16 protein-coding genes, 2 tRNA genes and 1 pseudogene are annotated in these 16044 nt (G+C 68.9%); 8 read left to right on the top strand and 11 right to left on the bottom strand.

Annotated features, from left to right (window positions below; translation table 11 throughout):
• Window positions 1-5: 5 nt before the first annotated feature.
• The 6 genes from ON41_RS32915 to ON41_RS41990 all read right to left on the bottom strand — a co-directional run bounded on the left by ON41_RS32915 (window position 6) and on the right by ON41_RS41990 (window position 4852).
• Window positions 6-533: a hypothetical protein gene (locus ON41_RS32915; protein WP_174411385.1), complete on the bottom strand. Its 528-nt coding sequence runs from the start codon at window positions 531-533 to the stop codon at window positions 6-8.
• Window positions 530-793, bottom strand: coding sequence for a hypothetical protein (locus ON41_RS32910; protein WP_040752174.1), 264 nt, complete (start codon window positions 791-793; stop codon window positions 530-532). The genes ON41_RS32915 and ON41_RS32910 overlap by 4 nt, the downstream gene beginning before the upstream one ends.
• A gap of 18 nt (window positions 794-811) precedes the next feature.
• Complete coding sequence (locus ON41_RS32905; protein WP_246829647.1) at window positions 812-1840, bottom strand: conjugal transfer protein; 1029 nt, start codon at window positions 1838-1840, stop codon at window positions 812-814.
• A 69-nt stretch (window positions 1841-1909) separates the two neighbouring features.
• Window positions 1910-3061, bottom strand: a complete 1152-nt coding sequence (locus tag ON41_RS32900; RefSeq protein WP_221333429.1) for a GAF domain-containing protein — start codon at window positions 3059-3061, stop codon at window positions 1910-1912.
• A gap of 375 nt (window positions 3062-3436) precedes the next feature.
• The gene (locus ON41_RS32895) at window positions 3437-4324 is read right to left on the bottom strand and encodes an ROK family protein (RefSeq protein WP_040752171.1); all 888 of its coding nucleotides are present in this window, start codon (window positions 4322-4324) and stop codon (window positions 3437-3439) included.
• Between the two features lie 51 nt (window positions 4325-4375).
• On the bottom strand, window positions 4376-4852 hold the full coding sequence (locus ON41_RS41990; protein ID WP_157185714.1) for a hypothetical protein: 477 nt from the start codon (window positions 4850-4852) through the stop codon (window positions 4376-4378).
• 262 nt (window positions 4853-5114) lie between these two features.
• On the opposite strand from ON41_RS41990, the gene ON41_RS32885 reads away from it, so the two are divergent.
• Window positions 5115-5882, top strand: a complete 768-nt coding sequence (locus ON41_RS32885) for a MerR family transcriptional regulator (RefSeq protein ID WP_051163035.1) — start codon at window positions 5115-5117, stop codon at window positions 5880-5882.
• A gap of 159 nt (window positions 5883-6041) precedes the next feature.
• Here ON41_RS32885 and ON41_RS32880 read toward each other — a convergent pair.
• Together ON41_RS32880 and ON41_RS32875 are read right to left on the bottom strand one after the other, a co-directional pair.
• Window positions 6042-6118, bottom strand: a tRNA-Pro gene (locus ON41_RS32880).
• A gap of 62 nt (window positions 6119-6180) precedes the next feature.
• Window positions 6181-6251 (bottom strand) — tRNA-Gly (locus tag ON41_RS32875).
• 510 nt (window positions 6252-6761) lie between these two features.
• Between ON41_RS32875 and ON41_RS32870 the strand changes: the two genes are divergently transcribed.
• Both ON41_RS32870 and ON41_RS32865 read left to right on the top strand, forming a co-directional pair.
• A complete protein-coding gene (locus ON41_RS32870; RefSeq protein ID WP_040752258.1) occupies window positions 6762-7757 on the top strand; it encodes a GGDEF domain-containing protein in 996 nt (331 codons plus the stop codon).
• A gap of 44 nt (window positions 7758-7801) precedes the next feature.
• Window positions 7802-8671 (top strand): hypothetical protein, encoded by an 870-nt coding sequence (locus ON41_RS32865; RefSeq protein WP_051163033.1) that lies wholly within the window; start codon window positions 7802-7804, stop codon window positions 8669-8671.
• A 180-nt stretch (window positions 8672-8851) separates the two neighbouring features.
• On the opposite strand, the gene ON41_RS32860 is transcribed toward ON41_RS32865, so the two are convergent.
• Window positions 8852-9667: an Fpg/Nei family DNA glycosylase gene (locus ON41_RS32860; protein WP_040752169.1), complete on the bottom strand. Its 816-nt coding sequence runs from the start codon at window positions 9665-9667 to the stop codon at window positions 8852-8854.
• A gap of 101 nt (window positions 9668-9768) precedes the next feature.
• Complete coding sequence (locus tag ON41_RS32855; protein WP_040752167.1) at window positions 9769-10239, bottom strand: ribose-5-phosphate isomerase; 471 nt, start codon at window positions 10237-10239, stop codon at window positions 9769-9771.
• A 96-nt stretch (window positions 10240-10335) separates the two neighbouring features.
• Here ON41_RS32855 and ON41_RS32850 point away from each other — a divergent pair.
• Window positions 10336-11298 (top strand): annotated as a pseudogene (locus ON41_RS32850) (M48 family metallopeptidase); the annotation flags it as partial.
• Window positions 11299-11689: 391 nt separating this feature from the next.
• On the opposite strand, the gene ON41_RS32845 reads toward ON41_RS32850, so the two are convergent.
• Window positions 11690-12349, bottom strand: a complete 660-nt coding sequence (locus tag ON41_RS32845; RefSeq protein WP_040752166.1) for a mycothiol-dependent nitroreductase Rv2466c family protein — start codon at window positions 12347-12349, stop codon at window positions 11690-11692.
• Between the two features lie 151 nt (window positions 12350-12500).
• Between ON41_RS32845 and ON41_RS32840 the strand changes: the two genes are divergently transcribed.
• The 4 genes from ON41_RS32840 to ON41_RS32825 all read left to right on the top strand — a co-directional run bounded on the left by ON41_RS32840 (window position 12501) and on the right by ON41_RS32825 (window position 16020).
• Complete coding sequence (locus ON41_RS32840) at window positions 12501-13721, top strand: NAD(P)/FAD-dependent oxidoreductase (protein WP_040752165.1); 1221 nt, start codon at window positions 12501-12503, stop codon at window positions 13719-13721.
• Between the two features lie 97 nt (window positions 13722-13818).
• Window positions 13819-14220: a YciI family protein gene (locus ON41_RS32835; protein WP_174411384.1), complete on the top strand. Its 402-nt coding sequence runs from the start codon at window positions 13819-13821 to the stop codon at window positions 14218-14220.
• Between the two features lie 155 nt (window positions 14221-14375).
• Window positions 14376-15623, top strand: a complete 1248-nt coding sequence (locus ON41_RS32830; protein WP_174411387.1) for an RNA polymerase sigma factor — start codon at window positions 14376-14378, stop codon at window positions 15621-15623.
• A 1-nt stretch (window position 15624) separates the two neighbouring features.
• Window positions 15625-16020, top strand: coding sequence for a DUF1801 domain-containing protein (locus ON41_RS32825; RefSeq protein ID WP_040752163.1), 396 nt, complete (start codon window positions 15625-15627; stop codon window positions 16018-16020).
• The last annotated feature ends 24 nt before the right edge of the window (window positions 16021-16044 follow it).

The following is a 16044-nucleotide window of genomic DNA, read 5'->3' as shown; positions in this document are numbered from 1 at the left end:
CAGACCTACCCTTCGATCGATAGTTCGTCACGGCCGGGAAGTTCCCGGACCGCGACGACGCTCCACTTGTCGAGAATGCTCTGTGGTTGTCCCATGCCCGGTGCGGCGACCGCCGCGACCTCCTCGGCGGTGTCCCGGTGGTCGGGAAGTATCACCACGACGCTTTCCTCGATGAACAGGGTCTGCCCCGCCGACTCCGCGGTGACCGGTATTCCGGACGCCGAGACCGGCTTACGGACGACGAGTATTCGGCCGAGCCACAACATCCGCGAGGTCGCCCGCACCCCGGTATAGGGCACCAGCCCGATGGTGAAGACGACGACGATGGTCAGGATCAGGCCGACGATGAAGGTGATCGCGGGATTGGACGGCAACGACATCGCCAGTACCGAGGTGATCAACATGAGCACCACGCCGCCCACCACCTGCGGCAAGGTATACGGCCCGAACGGCAGTTTCTGCCCGTTCTGCGCTTTGCCGATCATCGTCGGCACGCGCTTGACCGGCGTGTATACCTTGATCAGCTGCGTCACCGATAGCTACCGATCGGGTGGTCGGGAACCACGTTGTTCGCGTCGACGCGGGCGTAGTTGATCAGCGTCGGCAGGATCCAGAGCAGGACGGCCGCCAGCAGCGCCGACCCCGCGACCATCAGGATCCGGCTGGGCGACAGCTTGGATTTCGCGCCTTCGGAGATCAGCAGGCCGATGCCGACGATGGCGATGATGATCATGCCGAGCCAGCGCACCGATTCCAGGATGTACTCGAGGATGATGCCGAGTTGAGTGCCCATGAGACTGTCCCTTCCGGATCAGTTCTGTTTTGCCGGTGGAACCGCCGCCGCTGACGAGGGTGCGGTCGTGGTCGTGTTCGACTGCGCCTGGCCGCCGCCGGACGAGTCCTGGCCGGTTACCAAGGTCATCGGATTCCGCAGTGCGGGAACCGGATTCACCGATCGCACCTGCCACTGCCCCGCGGTGCGAGTCAATGTCAGGGGATAGGCCAGCGTCGGTGCGACGCCGTCGGCAGCCTTGGGATTGACCATGGCCAAGACCTCCGCCGTACTGCCGCTGGTCCCGCATCCCGGCTCGTCCGCGGAGACGGACGCGGTCTCGACCGAGGTGAACGGGGGCGGCTGTGGCGCAACGATTCCCGAATTCAGCGCGACGTAGCGGTTCAGATCACCGGAACCGGTCAGGTACGCCTTCACGAAACCGGAGGCGACCTGCGCGAACTGAGTATCGGCGGCGCACGGCGTCTCGTACGCCAGGGCCATATCGGCCCCGCGGGCGGGCGGCTCGACCGCGGCCGGCACCGACAGCGCCCGGAGCCCGTCGGTGAGCGCGATCCCTACCCGGTAGTACTGACGGGGGGCGTTGTCCCCCTTCGCATTCGACGCCGCGCCGGCCGCGGGGTTACCCGGCCGCACAGACACCGTCACCGTCCAGACCTCGACCGTGCCGTTCGCCTGCTTGCGCGAGGAGAAGACGACCATCGGATCGGATACCTGCCGATGCGTCGACGGCAGGGTGATCTGCTGTCCGGCGCTGACGTACTGTGCGATGCGTTCCTGCTGGTCGTTGGTGGCGCTCAGATAGGTCACCACGAACTCACGCGCGAACGACTCGACCAATTGCGCTTGTCCCAGCAGGGTAACGGTGTTCTGGTCTGACGGGCCGGGCGGCGGCGTGCGGAACCAGCCCAGGATCGTGCCGCCACCGCCGAGCACGGCGAGCACGGCGAGGATCGCCACGAGGATGTTCTCACGGCGTCGGCGTGACTCCATCCGGCGAAGCAATGCCTCGCCGGAGTCGGTCGATCCGCGCCCCAAAGTCCTCACCCTCGGAATGGTAGGCAGCGAAATCACCTCCATTCGCCACAGCGTTCCCAACGGTGGGAAAGACGCGAATCAGCAGGCGGGGCTACGCTTCACACGACCGGCCAGCCAATGTTGCAGTTGATCGTCGTACCCGATCGGCGCGTGTTGCTGCTGCTGGTCGAGCATGCTGCGGTGCGGCTCGACCACCGGCAGATAGTCGGCCGCCCGGACCAGCTGTGCGATGGCCAGCGGCTGGCTCGAATATCCCGGATAGGGATACAGCAGTAACGATGTCGGCGTGTAGCCGCCACCGTAGTTCAGCGTCCGCACGGTGGCTCCGGCCGTGTCACCGGATCTCAGTCGGCCGGCGAGATCGACCAGCCGAGCCCGATCGTCGGCATGGAATACGTCGGTGGGCCGGAACAGGTAGTCCCAGCGCACCCACGGCGCCGGATCGGTGAGCCAGTGCGAGATGGTGGCGTGCTCGAGCTGGACCACCGCGAGATGGGTCCCGGCCCGGCGGTGCGCCTCCCGCAATCCGACCCGCTCCAGGGTCGGCCAGGTGGCGGGCTGCTCATCCGAGGTGATGTCCTCGATCAGCCACCACGCGCCGCGCGTCCGGTCGTCGTCGCGCGCCCGGACGGTGATCCGCCACTGCCCGGGCCGGCCGACCGCGTCGTTCACGGTGACGTCGAACTGTAGTCGCCCACCGGGTTTCGGCTCGTAGAGCAGATCCAGTACCTCGGCATGACGATCGAACGCCGACACCCGGTGGAACAGCTCCGCGATGGACATCCTCGGCACGTACTCTTCGGCGGGCATCCCCGGAAGCCTGGTGATGCCGCTCGGTTGCTGGATGGTCTGCGACTCCAGGTCCCAGATCACCCCGGCCGCAGCGCGTTCCGGCGGTGCGGTCGCGGTCGCGGGGCCGAACCACATCCGGACCGCGTGGACGTCTCCGGCGGGTCCGAAAATCGGACGCACCTTCACGTCGTACGGGCCGGACCGAGTCGGTATCCGCAGGTCCGCTTCCTCGGCTCGCCCGCGCGCCGCCTGCACCAGGTCGGCGATCCGGGCGGTGTTCAGACTGTCGTAGATCGCGGGTTGCCTGGCCAGTAGCCGCTGAATCACACGCTGCCAGCCGGCGAAATCGCGTGCCGAATCCCCTACCGAGGCCACCGACATGGCGTCGGGAGCCAAGGTCTCCACTGTCACCCAAGGGATCACTGCGTCGCTTCGCATTGCGCTTGTCCGTACCAGCCATTCCTCCGGATCGGGGTGATCCGGATGAGACGATTAGCTACCTGAGCAATGTACCGTTATCCAGCGGCACATTCAATGGGGTTCGCCAAACTACGTACACACCACCAGACTCGACGGTGACTGTCTCCATCACAACAGGAGAACAGAGTCTTAACCCGGGGACAAAGCAAACTTACAGTCCGTTAAGGCGGGACCGCAGCCGAATGTGCGGTTCGCACACCGGAAATTGGCCGTCATCCAGCGCGGATCGCCGGCCACCCGGTCCCGCGGACCGTCCCGCCGGAACCGCCCCCGACGTCGAAAGTTACCGGCGCGCAAACTGATCCACGCGGCCGGATACCCGGATCGCCGAGGTTACTCCTCGGTAACGCCGAGCACACCGGCGCCCGCGAGCAGGCTGATGTCCCCGAGCGGCGACGGGATCACCCGCAGGCCCGTCAGGAATCCGAGCCGGGCGTGGGTCGCGACCGCCGCACCGAGCGGCTTCCACAGCGGCGAGCCGGGCCGCGCCAGCGGTCCACCCACGACGACCAGGTCGAAATCGAGAAGCGGTGCGACGGACGCGATTATCTGACCGATCGCCGTTCCAGAACGCCGCACGGCCGCGGTCGCGATCTCGTCCCCCGCGACCGCGGCGTCGAGCAGGTCCTCCACCGACTCACCCTGCCAGCCCTGCCCCCGCGCCCAGCGCAGGGTGGCGCCACTGCTCGCCACCGCCTCCAGGCAGCCTCGGCCACCGCAGTGACAGCGGTCGTCGGCGCCCGGGACCAGCATGTGGCCGATGTGCCCGGCATTGCCCGTGCGACCCACGACGGTGAAACCGCCGACCGACACGCCGGCCACGATGCGATCGGCCACCATCACCGACAGCGCGTCCGGCGTGTCGGCGATGCCGCCGAAATTTCGCTCGGCGAGCGCCAGGCACACACCGTCGAGGGCGAGTCGGACCGTCGCCGAGGGGAACAGCTTGCGCACCTCCTCGACAATGGCGAATCCGCTCCGCCATTCCGAGATCCCCGCCGGCGCAACGACTCCCGCGACCATGTCGATCGGCCCGGCCGCCGCGATGCCGACCGAGGAGATCTCGGCGCCGGTCGCGGCGTCCAGCAGCATCTCGCGGCAGGCGTTCCACGCTCCGCGCGGGGGGACCGAGATCCGCCGGATCTGGTCCTCACCCACTTCGTCGGATGCTTGGACAGCGGCGAACCGCGTCGGACCGATCTCCAGCGCCAAGATTGTCATCGGTTACCCACCATCGCAAAGATTCCGGACGTCGAGGTCCGAAACCATAACTCAGTGTCCGCCGACCGCGCCGACGACCCGTCGCCGGCCGAGAACGATGTGGCGATGCGGCGTCGGAGGCGAGGGCTCGACGCAGACCGGGCGCGGCCCGGTGCGGATGATGCGAAGCGGCCGTTTGTGATCGATCGGCGTCGCGCGATGGCGTTCCAGATTCTCCACGACGCGCCCGGCGCTGTCGTAGGCCACTCCGGCCCAGATCATCGCGCGGGGTCCGTCACCGCGGGTGATCAAAGATTGCGCTAGTTGGCTGCAGTTGTCGAACAGCGGGCAGCTGTGGCACGTCCGGACGGCGGACTGCCAGGACTCCGGCGTTCCGACATCGAGATCCCAGTCGTCGGGCCCGTCCGCGCACGGCGGACGGTGGCTGGACTTGGGAAGGGGACGCGCTGTGGAAGCGGTGGACGCGGCCGGGATCTGCACCGGCGCAAAAGAATTTGTCAGCAGCTGACGAGGCTGGGTTGTACTCATGGCCGTCTCCGAGGATGCCGAGGGCACGCCTAACTGGGCGTGACCCGTGGTCGGGCGGGCATCAGGGCTGCTCAACAGTCCCCGGAAATCGGCAGCGAACTACCGTGCATCGCACGTTAACCCACCAATCGAGAGCGGGCAATAGTTTCACCGCTACTTAACGGCACGTTGACCAAGACGTGACTCCCGATTATCATCGTTTGATGGCTCGTTTAATCACGGACCGTTCTGATGTGGCGTAGGTTGTGGTTTCCTGTGAGGTATGGCTGCAGTGGAGTACACGATCGATGAACTGGCGCGAGCAGCCGATACGACGGTGCGTAGCGTGCGGGTGTATCACGAGCGGGGACTGCTGCCGTCACCCGAGGTCAGAGGCAGAATCGGGTATTACGACACCGACCATCTGAGTCGCCTGCAGACCATCAGCCGGCTGCTGAGCCGGGGGATGAAACTCAACGGGATTCGCGAGCTGCTGGACGCGTGGGACCGCGGCGACGGTCTCGCCGAGGTCCTCGGTGTCACCGATCAGCCCGCCGCACCGGCTTCCCACCACCAGGAAATCTCGACCGATCTCCTCCCCCATTCGGAGTTGCCCGGTTACGTGCGCGAGGCGCTGGACTCCGGTAAGGACCCGCTGGACGCCTACCAGATCACCAATCCGCGATGCTGGGACCTCGCCACCCGGCTCGTCGACTCCGGCCTGTCCGAGATCGACGCCATCCAGCTCGTCGAGCGGCTGCGCCAGGACTGCAACCACATCGCCGACCGCTGCGCGGCGGAGATCCTCTATCTGCTGGCCGGGCAGAAGTACGGCCAGCAGGCCGATCACGGCCCGAAGGACCGCGCCAAGCTGGAGTCCGAACTCGCGTTCGCGCATCTGATCGCCACGCGCGCCGCGGCCGAACTCATCGACCAGGCCTTCGCCCGGCACGCCGACGCCTCGGCCTGGCCCGCGACCACGCCGATGGCCGACGGCACGATCCCGTTCTTCCGGGCCGCGAACCGGACGGGCCAGGCCGCAGCCGAATAGGTCAGCCGAGTAGGTCAGTCGGCGCGGGGGCGCAGCACAACGACGGGAATCTCCCGTTCGGTCTCGCGTCCGCGGAACTTCCCGCGACGTCGCCGGGCCGTGAACAACTCGAATCCCCGCCTACCACAAGGGCTTTCGTACCGCTGTGACCTGCGCCGATGGTCGGGATGACAGGATTTGAACCTGCGACCCTCCGCTCCCAAAGCGGATGCGCTACCAAGCTGCGCTACATCCCGTGCACGGGGGTGGCTGCGCTGGATCCCCCGACAGACGGGAACCGGCAGTCGGCCCCTGCCAGAGCGGGCGACGGGAATCGAACCCGCACCATCAGCTTGGAAGGCTGAGGTTCTACCATTGAACTACGCCCGCAGGCACACGACATCGATGGGATCGCCACGATGTCGTCTGCGCCTAGGACTGTACCGAACCTCACTTCGGAAATGCCAATCGCCCGGTGCGGACACATCCCGCACCCGAACGGACCGGTCGGCTCGTCAAAAAATTCTTCCCACTCCTGATACGAACCGGCTGGTCGGACGAGCGCGGGAAGCGAGCGCCCGGGCGCCTCTGCATCGGCGTGGCGTCGATGACATGCTGAACACGCCAGCGCGACACGCAGGACAGAGGTGTAACACGGAGGTCTCGGCAGCGATGACACGAGCGATCGCCATTCGCGAGATATCGGAACAGGTTGTAAAACACCATTTTTCGGTGTCGGGTGGCTTGCTAGGATCCTTTTTGCCGGACGGGGGTATCTGGAAAGGGGGCGGTGAGCATGCATCACGCACGATGTAGCCGACCGCAAGGTAGTGAGCACGATCCGGAGGGCGTGACCGGCGAGGGCGCCGGCACTGACGGCGTCCGTGTGGGGTGAGCGTGATGCCCGCCGAACTCGACACGCAGGCCATCGCGGCCACCACGCGGGACTGGGTCCGCGCTGTCTACAGTGGCAGCGGTCTCACCGTCTCGCCCGAGCACCTGGAGCAGGTATTCGCCGGAATCATCGATGAACTGATGTATCTGGCGGCGTCCGAACCGTTTCCGGTGTCGGCCGCGCGCGCCATCGGCCAGCGGCTCGCCGAGCCGCCGTTCGACCGCACCCGCATGCTGGCGCCCGCCACTCGCGCGCTGCTGGGCTTCGCGCCGGGCGAACCGGGTGCGTTGGTGGCGACGCGCTGGCCGTTCGTCGCCAGCCACGCCATCGACGCATACGCGGAGGAACTGCAGAAGCGCGCCCTGGCACAGCAGGAGCGCAACCTGACCGCCGCGGTCTCGGTGCGGGTGCAGGAGATCGCCGCCCTGCAGCACCGGCTGCGCCACGAGGCCACCCACGACGCGCTCACCGACCTGGCCAACCGGTCGCTGCTGCAGGAGCGGGTGCGGCTGATGGCGACCGACCGCTCCAAGGGCGTCGGCCTGCTGCTGATCGACCTGGACGACTTCAAGCAGATCAACGACGGCTACGGCCATTCGGTCGGCGACGAGGTGCTGGTGGAGATCTCCCGCAGGTTGCGGGCCACCTGCCCCGAGGACACGGTGGTGTGCCGGTACGGCGGCGACGAGTTCGTCCTCGCGCTGCCCGCCCGCCGCAACACCCTGGGCGACCTGGCCATGCGCATCCTCGCCGCGCTCCAGGATCCCGTGCCCACCGCGGGCGGTCCGGTGCCGGTCTCGGCCAGCGTCGGCACCGCCTACTGCCCGCCCGGCCGGTCGTGCGACTTCTCCGATCTGCTGCGGAGCGCCGACCGGGCCATGTATTCGGCGAAGACGGCCGGCAAGCGCCGCTTCGCCCTGTCGGAGATGGACGACGAGGAGCCGGAGCCCGGGGGATTCGTCCCCGCCCGGCTCGGCTACGACACGGCCGTCGCCGGCTGATCGGCGGCCGGTCCCCACCGGCGCGCCCGCGTACGCTGGTCGATGTGGCAACGCTTCTGGTTCTGCTGGTCCTAGTCTTGGTGGTGTTCCTGGCCGTGTCATTCTTCGGACGTTCCGCGCAGCGCAATCGCCAGGCCACCGAACTGGCCGACGCCAAGGCCGACGCCCGCCGCCTCATCGAGCGGCTGGGCGGACAGGTCTACAACCTGGTCGGCAACGACGAGGCCTCCAAACAGGCCCTGGCCGACGCCGGCGAGCGGCTCAACGCCGCCGGATCCCAGATAGACCAGGCGAATACTGTCACGCAGGCCCGCCTGGCCAAGGAGACCGCGGTGGAGGGCCTGTACTACGTGCGCGCGGCCCGCACCGCGATGAACCTGGACGCGGGCCCGCCCGTTCCGGAACTCGACGGTCAGCGCTCGGCCGGCAAGGTCACCGAGGACCGCACGGTCGACTTCGAGGGCCGTCGCGTCGAGGCATCGCCGACACCCTCACCGCAGACGCCCAACTACTACCCCGGCGGCCGCGTCGCCGGGCGCCCGGTCCCCGCGGGCTGGTACTCCGAGCCCTGGTGGAAGACCGCGCTGGTCGCGGGCGCCTGGGGCATCGGCTCGGTCCTCCTGTTCGACGCCCTGTTCAGCGGCATGTCCGGCGTCGCGTACGGCGCCTCCGGATTCGAGAACGGCTACGGCGAGGGCTACGACGCCGGCTTCGAGGCCGGCCAGGACGCGGGCGCGGACCAGGGCGTGATCGGCGGCGACCAAGGCGGCGACCAGGGATTCGCGGACCAGGGCGGCGGCTACGACAGCGGCGGCTTCGAGGGCGGCGGTGGTGGTGGTTTCGACGGCGGCGGCTGGGGCGGCGGCTTCGATGGTGGAGGGTTCGATGGCGGCGGCTTCGACGGCGGGTTCTGAGCTCGCCCGGCGCTATCCCCGCCCCGTACACCCACTACTCTCGCCCGCGCACCACTCTTACCCGGCATAGCACTCTCGCCCGGCACGGCACCACCCTGCGCCCAGCGCGGCATCATCTCGGCCCGGTGCAGCACCACTCCCGTCAGCGCATCACCGAGTTCGCCTCTCCGACGCCGGGATTCACCCCGGCTGGCAGGTAGGGCACCAGAAGAGGTTGCGGCCGTCCAGGATTGCGTGTAGCACGGTGGAACCGCAGATCCGGCACGGCTCCCCTGCCCGCCGGTAGACGTAGGTGCGCGGCTTGCCGTCGGCGTAAGCCGGTGCGCCGCGGTCGTGTTCGCGCCGCACCACCACGATCTTGCCGCGCCGCACACCCACCTTCATGAGTTCGACCAGGTCGGTCCACAGCGCGTCCCACTCGTCCGCCGTCAGATCGCGGCCCGGCCGCTGCGGCGAGATACCGTGCCGGAACAGCAGTTCCGCGCGATAGACGTTCCCGACCCCGGCGACCACGGACTGATCCATCAGCAGCGCGCCGAGCGGTCGCGACGAGCGGCGGATGCGCTGCCACGCGCGGTCGGGATCGGCATTGCGGCGCAACGGGTCCGGACCCAGCCGCGCCGTCAGCGCCGCCACCTCGGGTTCGTGCAGGACCTCGCAGGCGGTGGGCCCGCGCAGATCGGTGCCGTACACCGGCCCGTCGGCGCGCCCGGCGCCGAAGATCCGCATGCGCACCTGCCCGACCGGAACCCCCAGCGATTCGGCCGGTTCGGAGAACGTGCCGTAGAGCCCGAGGTGGACGTGGACGACGAGGCCCGAATCGTAGTGGTGCAGCAGATGTTTGCCCCACGCCTCGGATTTGACCAGCACCCGCCCGTCCACCAGCGCCGCCCCGTCGGCGAAGCGCCCCTGCGGGCTCGACACCCGCACCACGCCCCCGGCGAATCGCTGGTGATGCACTTTCGCCAAGCGGTGCAGAGTATGTCCCTCAGGCATCGATGCCCTTCACCTCATCCGGACGAATCGAATCCACGCACGCCAGCCGGTCCGGACACTCGCCGCGCGGTGCCCGAACCGGCCGTGATCGCGCGCGAACCTCAGTTCGCGACCGCGGGGGCCTCGCCGGTCTTCTCGTACTCGGCGATGATGTCGATGCGGCGCTGGTGGCGGTCCTCGCCCGACCAGGGGGTGGCGAGGAAGGCGTCGATGATCGCCAGCGCGTCCTCGGTGCTGTGCATGCGGCCGCCGATGCCCATCAGCTGAGCGTTGTTGTGCTCGCGGGCCAGCCGCGCGGTCTCGACGCTCCACGCCAGCGCGCAGCGGGCGCCGGGGACCTTGTTCGCGGCGATCTGCTCGCCGTTGCCGCTGCCGCCGAACACGATACCGAGACTGCCCGCGTCGGCCACCACGCGCCGCGCCGCATCGATGCAGAACGCCGGGTAGTCGTCGACGGCGTCGTATTCGCGGGCCCCGCAGTCGAAGACCTCGTGACCGGCCCGCTGCAGGTGGTCCTTGACGAGGTTCTTCAGTTCGAAGCCGGCGTGATCGGCACCCAGGTATACGCGCATGGCAGCGATTGTGTCAGGCGCTCGAGGGCCGGTGTGCCCGGGGCCGACGCGGTGTGCCGGCGGCACGCCGGCCGGTTACTGCCTAAGGTTCAGCACATGCAGTTCGACGACAACACGTCGCCCCCGACGGCACATTCGGGACAGCGGCCCGCCGCCCCGAATCCCACTGACGCGCTGGCGGGTTGGGACCCCACAACGGGCCCGCCCGGCTGGGCCCCGCAGATCCCGTACTCGCCGCCGTCGCCCCCGGTGGTGCAGCAGACGCGCGGCCTGTCGCCGTACGGCATGCCGGCCCGGCACAGCTGGGAGATCCCGATGCTGGTGATCGTCATCGTGGTCACCGTCGTCGGCTACCTGCTGAGCCTGCTGCTGTTGTTCGCCGGCGTGATCAACGACTATCTGCTGCTGTTGCTGGGCGCGCCGATCCTGCTGTGGTTCGGTCGCGGCCTGAACTACGCGACGCAGCGGGTCAACGCCGTGAAGATGTCGCCGACGCAGTTCCCCGAGGGCTACCGGATGGTGGTCGAGGCGGCCCAGCGCTTCGGCATGGCGACCGTCCCCGACGCCTACGTGACGACCGGCAACGGCCAGATCAACGCCTTCGCGTCCGGCCACGGATTCCGGCGCTACGTCGTGGTGTACAGCGATCTGTTCGAGGTCGGCGGCCAGGCTCGCGACCCCGACGCGCTGTCGTTCATCATCGGCCACGAGGTCGGGCACATCGCCGCGGGCCACGTGTCCTATTGGCGGCAGCTGGGCATGTTCCTGGTGCCGTTCCTGCCGATCCTCGGCAATTCGCTCATCCGCAGCCAGGAGTACACCGCCGACAATCACGGCTTCTGCAATCGCCCGGTCGGCGCTCCCGGCGCGATGCGCGTCCTGGCCGGCGGCAAGTGGCTGAACCCGCTGGTCGGCTTCGACGAGATGGCCGACCGCGCGGCACAGGAGAAGGGCTTCTTCGTCTGGGTTGCCAACGCCATGGCCTCACACCCGGTCCTGACCTGGCGCATGTGGGCCCTCCGCGACCGCAGCCGCCACGGCAAACTCTTCCTCCGCCCGACCGCCCCACCCAACTCGCTCCCGCCACAAGGCTTCCCCTCACCCGGCGGATACTCGCCGGGCGGCCCCGGCTATCCCCCGGTAGGCCCGGGGCAACCACCTAGCTCGGGGCAACTCACAGGACCAGGGCAACCGACGACCGGGTCGGGGTACCCGCATACCGGCCCCGGCCACCCGTCGTACGGACCCGGCTATCCGACGGGCGGGCCAGGGTCGGCGGGCGGACCGGGATATCCGCCCCCGAAGGACTCCGGCCCGACCGACACCACGCGATACGGCGAGATCCCCGGCCTGCCACCCAACCCGCCGCAATAGCGCCGGGCTCCATTGGCCGCCATCCCGGTACGGCCCGAGTTCCCACTGTTTCCGGCACGCTTTCGGCCGGAAACCCTCAGTCGAACTGGGGATCCTCCGTGCGGGTGCGCTTGAGTTCGAAGAAGTGGGGGTAGGAGGCCAGGGCGACGGCGCCGTCCCAGACCTTGCCCGCGTCCTCGCCGCGGGGGATGCGCGACAGCACAGGGCCGAAGAAGGCGACGTCGTTGATGTGGATGGTCGGGGTGCCGACATCCTTGCCGACCTTGTCCATCCCGGCGTGGTGGCTGGCGCGCAGGGCCTCGTCGTAATCGGTGCTGCCGGCGGCCTCGGCCAGCTCGGCGGGCAGGCCGGCCTCGGCGAGGGCCTCGTCGATCACGACGGCCAGCGTCGCGGCCCGGTCCTCGCGCTCGTATTCGGCGCGGCGGTTGTGGATGCGGGTGCCCATCGCGGTGTACAGCGGGGCCAGCACCTTGTCGCCGTGCTGCTGCGCGGCCGCGATCGCGACCCGGACCGGGGCCCAGGCCGTCTTCATCATCTCCTGGTAGATCTCGGGCAGGTCGTCGCGGTCCTCGTTCAGCACGGCGAGGCTCATCACGTGGAAGCCGACCTCGATATCGCGAACCTTCTCGACCTCCAGAATCCAGCGGGAGGTGATCCAGCACCAGGGACAGAGCGGATCGAACCAGAAGTCCACGCGGTCCTTGGCGCCGGTCGGGGTAGTCGTCGTATCGGTCACATCGTGTCCTCTCGAAGTATCGGCCGGCGCCCGATCACACAGACGCCGTCGTCACTGATCAACGACGGAAACTTCCGGATATTTCCCGATCCGGCCGCGCGGGCGCAGTAGGGTCGGATTCGACCTGGTTGCCGTCGCACGGAGGTTTCCCATGTCTACAGATTCCAGGTTCGTCATCGTCGGCGGCGGGCTGGCCGCCGTCAAACTCGCGGAGGCGTTGCGCGACAACGACTTCGACGGCACGGTGACCCTCGTCGGCGGGGAGGAACGGCTCCCCTACGAGCGGCCGCCGCTGTCGAAGGAGCATCTGCTGGGCAAGCAGCAACTCCCCGATTTCACCCCGCAACCGGCCCAGTGGTACCGCGACCACCATGTCGAGGTCATGCTGGGCACCACCGTCACCGCGCTCGACCGCGCCGCGAAAACCGTTGCGCTGCCGGATGGTTCGACCCTGCACTACGACAAGCTGGCCCTGGCGACCGGCTCGCGACCGAGGCGGCTGCCGATTCCGGGCGCCGACGCCGACGGTGTGTACGAACTGCGCACCATCGAACAGTCCGATGCCCTGATCGAGCTGTTCCGGTCGGCCCGCAAGCTGGCGGTGATAGGCGCGGGCTGGATCGGGCTCGAGGTCACCGCGGCCGCCCGCGCCGCCGGGGTCGAGGTGACGGTGCTGGAGACCGGGCAGGTGCCGCTGCAGGCCGCGCTCGGAACCCGGATGGGCGAGGTCTTCGCCGCCCTGCATCGCGCGCACGACGTCGACCTGCGCTGCGGCGTCACGGTCGCCGAGATCACCACCGCGGACGGCCGCGCGACCGGTGTGCGGCTCGACGACGGCACCGTAGTCGAGACCGACGCCGTCCTGCAGGCCGTGGGCGCGCGGCCGAATATCGAACTGGCCGCCGATGCCGGCCTCCCGGTGGAGCACGGCGTCCTGGTCGACGAGAGCCTGGCGACCGGCGACCCGGATATCGTCGCGGTCGGCGACATCGCCGAACAGCAGCATCCCGTCCTCGACCGCCGCATCCGGGTGGAGCACTGGGCGACCGCGCTCAACCAACCGGCCGTGGCCGCGCTGACCATGCTCGGCAAACCGGCCGTCTACGATCGGCTGCCGTATTTCTTCACCGACCAGTACGACCTGGGCATGGAATACACCGGATTCGTCGGGCCGGATCAGGACGCGTCCGTCGTGGTCCGCGGCGATCTGGAGGCCCGCGAGTTCGTCGCCTTCTGGCTGGACCCCGGAAATCGGGTGCTGGCCGGGATGAACGTGAACGTCTGGGATGTCACCGACCGGATCAAGGAACTGATCCTGTCGGGTGAGCCAGTCGATCCGCAGCGGTTGGCCGACACGGCGACAAAGTTGTGACCGGCGTCACAGCGCGAGAGTGTAGAGAGATCGCGGCCGGTTCCGACATGTCCGTGAGAGCGCCACACCGGGCGCACCGAACAGCGAGGAACCGGCCGTGAAATACATGCTGCTGAAGACCTACACCCCGACCGCGCACTGCGACATCCCGATCGACGAGTGGGCCCCGGAGGAGATCGCCGCGCACATGGAGTTCCAGCGCACGCTGGGCGACGAACTGCGCAAGTCCGGGGAGCTGGTCGACGCCCGCGGCCTGGCCTTCCCCGATCAGGCGCGCATCGTCTGCTCCGACGGCCGCTCGGCGCCGGTGGTGACCGACGGCCCGTTCCCGGAGACCAAGGAGTTCCTGGCCGGCTACTGGATCGTCGACGTCGACAGCGAGGACCGGGCCATCGAGATCGCCGCCCGCGCCTCGGCGGGCCCCGGCCCCGGCGGTAAGCCGGTCGGGGAATACATCGAGGTGCGGGCGGTCATGGACGCCCCGCCGACCGAGTTCTGAGCCCGGACCGCACCGTGCCCGATATGCCGTCCCCCACCGAGCCGAAATCCGACTCGGCCTCCGCTGGGCGACCCGGCTCCGGCATCACACGGACCGATCACATGCTTGCCGGCCCGCTACGGCATCCCGACTCCGGCACGACGCCGGTCGGCGGCATGTCCTTCGACCTGCCACGCTCTCGCGATTCTCGCGCGGACGAGGTGGCCTACCTCCTGCGCGAGATCGCGCCGAGCGTGCTGGGCATCGTGGTGCGGCGCTCCGGGGATTTCGACCTGGCCGAGGACGCGGTGCAGGAGGCAATGCTGGCCGCGGCGACGCAGTGGCCGCGGGACGGCCTGCCGGACAATCCCCGCGCGTGGCTCGTCCAGGTGGCGCAGCGGCGGCTGACGGATGCCGTGCGCGCGGAGATCTCCCGGCGCAACCGGGAGGTCGCGGTGGCGGTGCGCGATGTGCCGCCCGCCGACGCACCGTCCTCGCACGACGACACCCTCACGCTGTTCCTGCTGTGCTGCCATCCGGCGCTGTCCCCGGCGAGCGCCGTCGCCCTGACGCTGCGGGCGGTGGGCGGTCTCACCACCGAGGAGATCGCCCGCGCCTTCCTCCTCCCGGAACCGACCATGGCGCAACGGATCTCGCGAGCGAAAAAGCGCCTGGCGGGCCTGGAGCGACCGTTCGCTACACCGGCCGGACTCGCCGACGAGACCCGTCTCGGCGCGATGCTGCACGTGCTCTATGTCATGTTCACCGAGGGCCACACCGCGACCGGCGGCGCGGACCTGTACCGCGTCGACCTGGCGGCCGAGGCGATTCGGCTGACGCGCCTGGTCCACCGCCTGCGCCCCGACGATCCGGAGGTGACGGGCCTGCTGGCGCTGATGCTGCTCACCGACGCCCGCCGCGAGGCTCGCACCGGGCCCGCCGGGGAACTCGTCCCGCTGATCGAACAGGACCGTTCCCGGTGGGACCGGACGCGCCTGACCGAGGGCGTACGGCTGGCGACGGCCGCCGTCCGGCACGGCCTGCGGGGCCCGTACCGCATCCAGGCCGCGATCGCCGCCCTGCACGGCCAGGCGCGCCGCGCCGAGGACACCGACTGGGAACGAATCCTGGTGCTGTACACCCTGTTCGACGACCTGGCCCCCAACCCGATGGTGACCCTCAACCGCGCCGTGGCGACCGCGATGGTGCACGGCCCCGCCGCGGGCCTGGCACTCGCGGCCACGCTGGAGGACCCGCTCGCGGGCAATCATCGCCTCGACGCGGTCCGCGGCCACCTGTACGAAATGGCGGGCGACCGCCCTGCCGCCGTCGCCGCCTACACCGCGGCGGCCCGCCGCACCACCAGCGCCCCGGAGCGCGACTACCTGACCCTGCGAGCCGCCACGCTGCGAAACGAGGACTGAGATGACCTACGAGAAGGACCCCCGCGTCGACGCCTACATCGACCCGCTACCGGACTGGCAGCAGGAGATCTGCCGCCGCGTCCGCGACCTGGTCCACGCCGCGGACCCGGAGGTCACCGAGACCGTCAAGCGCACGGTCCAGCCGTACTTCGTGCTCCAGGGCAATATCTGCGCGCTTCTGGCCACGAAGGACCACGTGAACATCTTCCTCTACGACGGCGGCATCGTCCCCGACCCGGCGGGCATCATCACCGGCGGCCACGACAACAAGACCGCCCGCATGATCTCGCTCTACGAGAACGACGAGATCAACACGAGTGCCCTGGTGGACATGTTCCGCGCCATCATCGCGAACAACCGCGCGGGCGGCTGGCGAAAGGTCAAGGCGCGCAGCTGATCACGACCGAAGCGACACCAGTTC

Origin of the sequence: Nocardia transvalensis NBRC 15921 (genome assembly GCF_000308875.1) — a bacterium.
Taxonomy (GTDB): Bacteria; Actinomycetota; Actinomycetes; order Mycobacteriales; family Mycobacteriaceae; genus Nocardia; species Nocardia transvalensis.
This window is presented reverse-complemented; position numbering and strand designations above follow the sequence as displayed.